This is a genomic window from Streptomyces sp. NPDC059037, assembly GCF_042740015.1.
GTDB lineage: Bacteria > Actinomycetota > Actinomycetes > Streptomycetales > Streptomycetaceae > Streptomyces.
The window spans coordinates 1-8,588 of the sequence record NZ_JBHYIG010000368.1; the positions used below are offsets into that span (position 1 = coordinate 1).

Genomic DNA, 8,588 nt, shown 5'->3' on the forward strand with positions numbered 1-8,588 from the left:
GATCCATCCTGATCCCCTGGACCACGAGGGTCGCCATGATGACGCAGAACGCGATGAAGATGATCTCGTCGCGGGCCGGGAAGGGATCCCCGCCGTCCGTCTTCAGGGGGATGGCTAGCGCCAGGGCGACCGAGGCAACCCCGCGCATCCCCGACCACCACATGACGACGGTCTCGCGCCAGGTCGTGGGAATGTCCTCGTCGTAGTCCCTGCGCTTGTGCAGCTTCTTGGCGAGCCACGTCGCGGGAAGCAGCCACATCAGTCGTACGCCGACGACGACGGCCACGACCGCCGCGCCCCAGCCGAGCATCTGCAGCTCGCGGCCTTCCGACGTACCGAAGACGTTGTGCAGTTCGAGCCCGATGAGCCCGAAGGCGACCCCGGTGACCAGGGTGTCGACGATCTGCCAGAACGTCTGCCCGGTGATCCTTCCTTGTACGTCGTCGGCGTCTGCGGCGTTCTCCGCGAGGTAGAGCGCGGTGGTCAGCACCGCGAGGACGCCGGAGCCGAGCAGCTCCTCGGCCAGCACATAGCTGACGAAGGGTACGAGCAGCGTGAGGCCGGTCTGCAGGGTGGCTTCGCCGAGGAGACCCATCAGCTTGTTGGTGAGCCAGCCGAGCGCGAGCCCCACGGCGACGGCGACCACTCCGGAGAGCACCAACTGCCCCACCGCCGACGGCCAGGAGAACGTCCCGCTGACGGCCGCCGCGATCGCCACGTGGTACAGCACGATGGCCGTGACGTCGTTGAAGAGCCCCTCCCCCTCCAGGATCGACACGAGCCGCCGGGGCAGCCCGAGCGACCCGGCGACGGCGGTCGCGGCGACCGGGTCGGGCGGCGCGACGAGCGCCCCGAGCGCGACGGCCGCGGCGATCGGAAGCCCGGGAACGACCGAGCTCGCGACCGCCGCCACCGCCGCGGTCGTCACGAAGACCAGCGCCACGGCGAGCAGAAAGATGGGGCGTCTGTTGGCCGTGAACTGCCGCCAGGAAGTGCGCTGGACGGACGCGTAGAGCAACGGCGGCAGCACCAGCGGAAGGATGAAGTCCGGCGGGATCTCGACGTTCGGCACCCAGCTCACGAAGGCCAGGACGATTCCGGCGAGGGTCATCAGAACGGGCGCGGGCAGCCCGAGCCGCTCTCCCAGCGGCACGGTGACCACGGGGCCGAGCAACAGAACGAGCAGCAGCGCCAGTTGGTCCACGGTGCGCCCTCCGGCGGTTCGCGTGTCGGTCGATCAAGACCTCAACCCTGCCACGCATTCCGCCCGAACCGGACAGGACGGGCCGCGCCGGAGGGCGACAACGATCCGTCGCGGCGCGCCCGGCTCTCGCTAGGCCAGCGCCTTCCGCATCGCCCGGTGCGGGATCCCCGCGTCGGGGAACTCCGGGCCGTAGACGGCATATCCGAGCCGCTCGTAGAACCCCAGCGCATGCGTCTGCGCGTGCAGGTCGACGGCGGTCAGGCCACGCGCGCGTGCCGCGTCCTCGATCGCCCGCACCAGGGCCGCCCCGACACCGAGGCCTCGCGCGGCCTTGGTCACCGCGAGCCGGCCGAGCGCGCCCACCCGGTCATCGCCGCCGTTCTTCGCCGCTGCGGCAGCGCCGGTCAGCAGCCGGCCGGTGCCCAGCGGCAGCCCGTCCTCGCGGATGGCGATGACATGCGCCGCCCCGGCGTCGTACGCGTCGTACTCGAGGTCCTCGGGGACCTGCTGCTCGACGACGAAGACTTCCTTGCGGACCGCGAAACAGGCCTCCAGGTCACCGGGCTCCACGGCGACCCGGCAGACGAAGGCGGCCCCGGCGGTCACGAGCTCTCCGCCCGCACGCGGTCGAGTGCCTGCTGGAGGTCGTCGGGGTACTGGCTCTCGAACTCGACCCACTGGCCGTTCCCGGGGTGCTCGAAACCGAGTCGCACCGCGTGCAGCCACTGGCGGGTGAGTCCGAGCCGCTTGGCGAGCGTCGGGTCCGCGCCGTACGTCAGGTCGCCCACGCACGGGTGCCGATGGGCCGACATGTGGACGCGGATCTGGTGCGTGCGCCCCGTCTCCAGCTTGATGTCGAGCAGCGAGGCCGCGCGGAACGCCTCGATGAGGTCGTAGTGCGTCACGGAGGGCTTGCCCTCCGCCGTGACCGCCCACTTGTAGTCGTGGTTCGGGTGCCGGCCGATGGGGGCGTCGATGGTGCCGCTCATCGGGTCGGGGTGGCCCTGCACCAGCGCGTTGTAGCGCTTGTCGACCGTGCGCTCCTTGAACTGGCGCTTCAGGGACGTGTACGCCCGCTCGGACTTGGCGACGGCCATCAGGCCGGACGTGCCGACGTCCAGGCGGTGCACGATGCCCTGGCGCTCGGCGGCACCGGAGGTGGAGATGCGGTAGCCCGCTGCGGCGAGGCCGCCGATCACGGTCGTCCCGGTCCAGCCCGGGCTCGGGTGCGCGGCCACGCCGACCGGCTTGACGATCACCACGATGTCGTCGTCGTCATGGATGATCTCCATGCCCTCGACGGGCTCGGCGACGATCTGCACCGGGGCGGGCGCCTGCGGCATCTCGACCTCCAGCCAGGCGCCGCCGTGCACACGCTCGGACTTGCCGACCACGCTGCCGTCGACCATCACCTTGCCTGCCGCCGCAAGGTCGGCGGCCTTCGTGCGGGAGAACCCGAACATGCGCGAGATGGCGGCGTCGACGCGCTCGCCTTCCAGGCCGTCCGGTACGGGCAGGGTGCGGATCTCGGGAATCGTGCTCACCCATTGAGTATGCAGGAGCCCACCGACACTCCCGCACCAAAGCCTCCCGCGGGAGGCCCCGGGGGATCAGTCCTTGTGGACGGTTCCGTCCGGGTCCAGGCCGCGGAAGGACAGGATCACGATCAGGAAGCCACCGCACACGATCGCCGAGTCCGCGAGGTTGAACACCGCGAAGCCCTTCGGGGCGATGAAGTCGACCACGGCTCCCTCGAAGACACCGGGGGAACGGAAGAGCCGGTCGGTGAGGTTGCCGAGGGCCCCGCCGAGCAGCATGCCGAGCGCGATCGCCCACGGCAGGCTGTAGAGCTTGCGGGCCAGGCGGGCGATCACGACGATGACGGCCGCCGCGATGCAGGTGAAGATCACGGTGAAGGCCTCACCGAACCCGAAGGCGGCGCCCGCGTTGCGGATGGCCTCGAACCGGAGCCAGTCACCGACGACCTGGATCGGCTCATGGTGCTCGAGCTTCGCGACGACGATCATCTTGCTGACGAGGTCCAGGGCGTACGCGAACACGGCCACCGCGAACAGCACGAGAATCCGGCGCTTGCCCTTGGGCTTCTCCTCGTCCGCCGGGGCCTGCTCGTCCGACGAAGCCTGCTCGTCGGGCGAATCCTGCCCGTCCTGCCCGCCCGGCGCGTCCTGACGCGCCACGTCGGAGCCCGAGTCGGACTGCTCCGGCTCGGCCCCAGCCGCCTCAGGGATATCCGGCGTACCGATGATGCGCTCCGCCTCTGCCACGTGAGTCCCTCAACCTAGGTACCTGACTGGGGACGAGGGTACGGCACACACATACGGCCCCACGTGGCCAGGCCGGGGTCAGGAGCGCCGTTCCTGCTTCTGCTTGCACTCGACGCACAGCGTCGCCCGCGGGAAGGCCTGCATGCGCGCCTTGCCGATGGGATTGCCGCAGTTCTCGCAGACGCCGTACGTCCCGGCGTCCAGCCGCTCCAGGGCGCGCTCGGTCTGGACGAGCATCTCGCGCGCGTTGGCGGCCAGCGACATCTCATGTTCCCGGGTGATGTTCTTGGTGCCGGTGTCCGCGTCGTCGTCGCCCGCGCCGTCCCCGGAGTCCCGCATCAGGCCCGCCAGGGCGTCCTCGGAGGACGTGATCTCGGCTCCGAGCCGCAGCGCCTCGCTCTGCAGCTCCGCGCGCGCCTCCTCGACCTCCTCCGGCGTCCAGGGATCCTCGCCGGGCCGGACCGCGAGCTCACCGGGCTCCGCGGCGGCGACACGCGCCTTGGGCACCGCGGTCGGCTTCTTCGCTGCCGTCGCCGTGCCCGGAGTCTTCTTCGCAACCACTGTCGTGGCTCCCGTCGTCTCCGCGGCCTGAGCCGCACCATCGGCCGCGGTCGCGGCCGTCTTCTTGGCTGTGCTCTTCTTGGCCGTGCTCTTCTTGGCAGCCGTCTTCTTGGCCGGTGAGGCCGCTTCCGCCGGTGGCGCCTTCTTGGCGGCCGTCTTCTTGGCCGCCACCTTCTTGGCAGCGGCCTTCTTGGGTGCCGCCTTCTTGGCGACCGGCTTCTCGGCCGCCGTCTTGGCGGCCGTCTTCTTGGCGGTGGCCTTCTTCGCGGTCGACTTCTTGGCCGCCGTCTTCGCCACCTTCTCCGCCTTCTCGGGCTCCACCCCGTTCGCTCCCTGCGTGGCCGCGCCCGTGGATCTGCCCGACGCCGAATGCTGTACGGCGGTCTTCTTCGCCACCATGGCCGCGGCCCCTTCACATATTGTGATCTTGCTCGCGAATCGTGCTGGGACGATAAATCGACTCAACGCCCGCGGCAACGGGGCACGCCGCCCGATACGCCCGCCCCGCGGGTCCCGCGCGGCAGGCATGCAAGCGTTGTGCCCAGCTCCCCGCCCGGTAATCCGCCAGGCACCGGCGGTCAGGATCCGGACGCTCCGCATGTCGCCATTCGGGTCAGTCCACACGGTCTGACCCGCACCTGCCGCCCACCCCCGCAAGGCCGGCGCCCAGACCCGCCCAGACGCGCCCTGGATGGCCGTACAGGCATAAAATTGGCTACGAGCTAGGAAGGTGCGCCATGCGCAAAATCACCGACTGCCGCGAATTCCCGAGCGAGACCCACTGCACCCTCGCCATCTCCGGCGAAGAGGAAGAGGTGGTCCGCGCCGCCAGCGAGCACGCCGTCTCCGTCCACGGGCACACGGACGGCCCCGAGCTGCGGAAGATGATCCGCGACTCCCTCAAGGACGAAGTCCCCCAGCACGCCTGAGCGGGCCCGTCGGCGACCGTCCCGCCACCCACCGAAAACCGGTCGGCCGGGTCCGCCGCGGCCCCGTACACTGGGCGGAGCGAGAAGCGTGGATGGGGACGAGTAGCGGCGTAAGCGGCCATGAGCGACCCGGGGACGGTGTGAGCCCGGGGGCAGGCGCGACGTGAAGATCACCCCGGAGCCGCCGGAAGAAGGCCGAAGCCCCCGCGGAGGCCAGTAGACCCGGCATCGCGACCCCAATGAGGGGGCTTTCCCGTGCGCCACAGGCGTGGGGAAGGCCAAGGAGGGTGGTACCGCGGGAGCGCGACAAGCGGCTCTCGTCCCTCCGACGGAACGGAATCGTCCGCCGGAGGAAGCGCGTTGAACACGCAGCCGTTGAATACGCAGCCGCAGTACCGCCAGGTGCCCGCCCAGGTCGACCTGCCCGCCCTTGAGCACGCCGTGCTCGAGTTCTGGGACGAGCAGAAGATCTTCGCCAGGAGCCTCGAGCAGTCCGAGGGGCGCCCCGAGTGGGTGTTCTACGAGGGCCCGCCCACGGCCAACGGCATGCCGGGCGCCCACCACATCGAGGCCCGCGTCTTCAAGGACGTCTTCCCGCGCTTCCGCACCATGCGGGGCTACCACGTCGCCCGCAAGGCCGGCTGGGACTGCCACGGCCTGCCGGTCGAGCTCGCGGTCGAGAAGGAGCTCGGGTTCAACGGCAAGAAGGACATCGAGGCGTACGGCATCGCCGAGTTCAACGCCAAGTGCCGCGAGTCCGTGACCCGCCACACCGACGCCTTCGCCGACCTCACGACCCGCATGGGGTACTGGACCGACCTCGACGGCGCGTACCGCACGATGAACCCCGAGTACATCGAATCGGTCTGGTGGTCCCTGAAGGAGATCTTCAACAAGGACCTCCTGGTCCAGGACCACCGCGTCGCCCCCTGGTGCCCCCGCTGCGGCACCGGCCTCTCCGACCACGAGCTGGCGCAGGGCTACGAAACGGTCGTCGACCCGTCCGTCTTCGTGCGCTTCCCGCTCACCGGCGGCCCCCTGGCGGGCGAGGCGTCCCTCCTGGTGTGGACGACCACCCCGTGGACGCTCGTCTCCAACACCGCGGTCGCCGCGCACCCCGACGTCACGTACGTCGTCGCGACGAACGGCGAAGAGAAGCTGGTGGTCGCCGAGCCGCTGGTCGAGAAGGCGCTCGGCGAGGGCTGGGAGACCACCGGCCAGACGTTCACCGGCGCCGAGATGGAGCGCTGGACCTACCAACGCCCCTTCGAGCTGGTGGAGTTCCCGGCCCCGGCCCACTTCGTGGTCAACGCCGACTACGTGACCACCGAGGACGGCACGGGTCTGGTCCACCAGTCCCCCGCCTTCGGTGAGGACGACCTCAAGGTCTGCCGCGCGTACGGCCTCCCGGTCGTGAACCCGGTCCGCCCCGACGGAACCTTCGAGGAGGACGTCCCGCTCGTAGGCGGTGTCTTCTTCAAGAAGGCCGACGAAAAGCTGACCGAGGACCTCGACAGCCGCAATCTGCTCTTCAGGCACATCCCGTACGAGCACAGCTACCCGCACTGCTGGCGCTGCCACACGGCGCTGCTCTACTACGCGCAGCCGTCCTGGTACATCCGCACGACGGCCATCAAGGACCGCCTCCTCCAGGAGAACGAGAAGACCAACTGGTTCCCGGACTCGGTCAAGCACGGCCGCTTCGGCGACTGGCTGAACAACAACGTCGACTGGGCGCTGTCCCGCAACCGCTACTGGGGCACCCCGCTGCCCATCTGGCGCTGCGAGGAAGGCCACTTGACGTGCGTGGGCTCGCGCGCCGAGCTCTCCGACCTGACGGGCACCGACCAGTCGGACCTCGACCCGCACCGCCCGTACATCGACGCGGTGACCTTCCCCTGCCCGACCTGCCAGGAGACCGCGACGCGCGTCCCCGAGGTCATCGACGCCTGGTACGACTCCGGTTCGATGCCGTTCGCGCAGTGGGGATACCCGCACAAGAACAAGGAACTCTTCGAGAGCCGGTACCCGGCGCAGTTCATCTCGGAGGCCATCGACCAGACGCGCGGCTGGTTCTACACGCTGATGGCGGTGGGCACGCTCGTCTTCGACAAGTCCAGTTACGAGAACGTGGTCTGCCTCGGCCACATCCTCGCCGAGGACGGCCGCAAGATGTCCAAGCACCTGGGCAACACCCTCGACCCGATCCCGCTGATGGACCGGCACGGCGCCGATGCCGTGCGCTGGTTCATGGCGGCCGGCGGCTCCCCGTGGGCGGCCCGCCGGGTGGGCCACGGCACCATCCAGGAGGTCGTCCGCAAGACGCTCCTCACGTACTGGAACACGGTCGCCTTCCAGGCTCTGTACGCCCGTACGTCGAAGTGGGCCCCCAGCGACGCCGACCCGGCGCCCGCCGACCGCCCGCTCCTGGACCGCTGGCTGCTCAGCGAGCTGCACGCGCTGACCGACCAGGTCACCCAGGCCCTTGAGGGCTACGACACCCAGCGCGCGGGCAAGCTCCTGTCCACGTTCGTCGACAACCTCTCCAACTGGTACGTACGCCGCTCCCGTCGCCGCTTCTGGCAGGGCGACAAGGCGGCCCTGCGCACCCTGCACGAGGTCCTGGAGACGGTCACCCGCCTGATGGCCCCGCTGACGCCGTTCATCACCGAGCGCGTCTGGCAGGACCTCGTGGTGCCGGTCACCCCGGACGCCCCGGAGTCGGTCCACCTGACGTCCTGGCCCGAGGCCGACCTGTCGGCGATCGACCCGGACCTGTCGCGGCAGATGGTGCTGGTGCGCCGCCTGGTCGAGCTGGGCCGTGCCACGCGCGCGGAGTCGGGCGTCAAGACCCGTCAGCCGCTCTCCCGCGCCCTGATCGCGGCCACGGGCTTCGAGTCGCTCAACCCGGAACTGCACGCCCAGATCACCGAGGAGCTCAACGTCTCCTCGCTGGCGTCGCTCTCCGAAGTCGGCGGCTCACTGGTCGACACGACCGCGAAGGCCAACTTCCGCGCCCTGGGCAAGCGGTTCGGCAAGGGCGTCCAGGCGGTCGCCAAGGCCGTCGCCGACGCCGACGCGGCGGCGCTGTCCCTGGCCCTGCGCGAGGGCACGGCCTCGGTCGAGGTCGACGGCGAGACGGTGACGCTGGCCCCGGATGAGGTCATCATCACGGAGACCCCGCGCGAGGGCTGGTCGGTGGCGTCCGACTCGGGTGCCACGGTCGCCCTGGACCTGGAGATCACGGAGGAGCTGCGCCGGGCAGGCCTTGCCCGTGACGCGATCCGCCTGATCCAGGAGGCCCGCAAGAACAGCGGCCTGGACGTCGCGGACCGGATCGCCCTGCGCTGGACCTCCACGGACCCGGCCGTGATCACGGCCCTGTCCGACCACGCCGACCTGATCGCGGACGAGGTCCTCGCCACGGACTTCGCCCAGGGTCAGGCGGACGACACCTACGGCGAGACGTTCACGGACGAGTCCCTGTCCCTGACGTTCCGCCTCCGCAAGGCGTAGACAACCGAACAACGCCGAAGGCCCGGCCCCCCCCAATTTGTTTGGGGGGGCCGGCCGTCCGCGTTTGGGGGCCCACGCCAAATGAAAGTTTGT

7 protein-coding genes are annotated in these 8,588 nt (G+C 70.1%); 2 read left to right on the forward strand and 5 right to left on the reverse strand.

Annotated elements, in window-relative coordinates:
- From ACFWY6_RS41985 to ACFWY6_RS42005, 5 genes are all read right to left on the reverse strand, one after another.
- The coding region (locus ACFWY6_RS41985) for a cation:proton antiporter (protein ID WP_384702113.1) at positions 1 to 1,204 on the reverse strand (1,204 nt) is incomplete at its 3' end.
- Between the two features lie 129 nt (positions 1,205 to 1,333).
- On the reverse strand, positions 1,334 to 1,810 hold the full coding sequence (locus ACFWY6_RS41990; protein WP_384702116.1) for a GNAT family N-acetyltransferase: 477 nt from the start codon (positions 1,808 to 1,810) through the stop codon (positions 1,334 to 1,336).
- Positions 1,807 to 2,748 (reverse strand): RluA family pseudouridine synthase, encoded by a 942-nt coding sequence (locus tag ACFWY6_RS41995; protein WP_384702118.1) that lies wholly within the window; start codon positions 2,746 to 2,748, stop codon positions 1,807 to 1,809. The genes ACFWY6_RS41990 and ACFWY6_RS41995 overlap by 4 nt, the downstream gene beginning before the upstream one ends.
- Before the next feature lie 66 nt (positions 2,749 to 2,814).
- Positions 2,815 to 3,489 (reverse strand): signal peptidase II, encoded by a 675-nt coding sequence (lspA, locus tag ACFWY6_RS42000; protein WP_384702121.1) that lies wholly within the window; start codon positions 3,487 to 3,489, stop codon positions 2,815 to 2,817.
- A 78-nt stretch (positions 3,490 to 3,567) separates the two neighbouring features.
- Positions 3,568 to 4,449: a TraR/DksA family transcriptional regulator gene (locus tag ACFWY6_RS42005; protein WP_384702124.1), complete on the reverse strand. Its 882-nt coding sequence runs from the start codon at positions 4,447 to 4,449 to the stop codon at positions 3,568 to 3,570.
- 338 nt (positions 4,450 to 4,787) lie between these two features.
- Between ACFWY6_RS42005 and ACFWY6_RS42010 the strand changes: the two genes are divergently transcribed.
- Entirely contained in the window at positions 4,788 to 4,979 is a 192-nt protein-coding gene (locus tag ACFWY6_RS42010) for a DUF1059 domain-containing protein (protein WP_360763269.1), read from the forward strand.
- Positions 4,980 to 5,354: 375 nt separating this feature from the next.
- A complete protein-coding gene (gene ileS, locus ACFWY6_RS42015; RefSeq protein ID WP_384702129.1) occupies positions 5,355 to 8,495 on the forward strand; it encodes an isoleucine--tRNA ligase in 3,141 nt (1,046 codons plus the stop codon).
- The last annotated feature ends 93 nt before the right edge of the window (positions 8,496 to 8,588 follow it).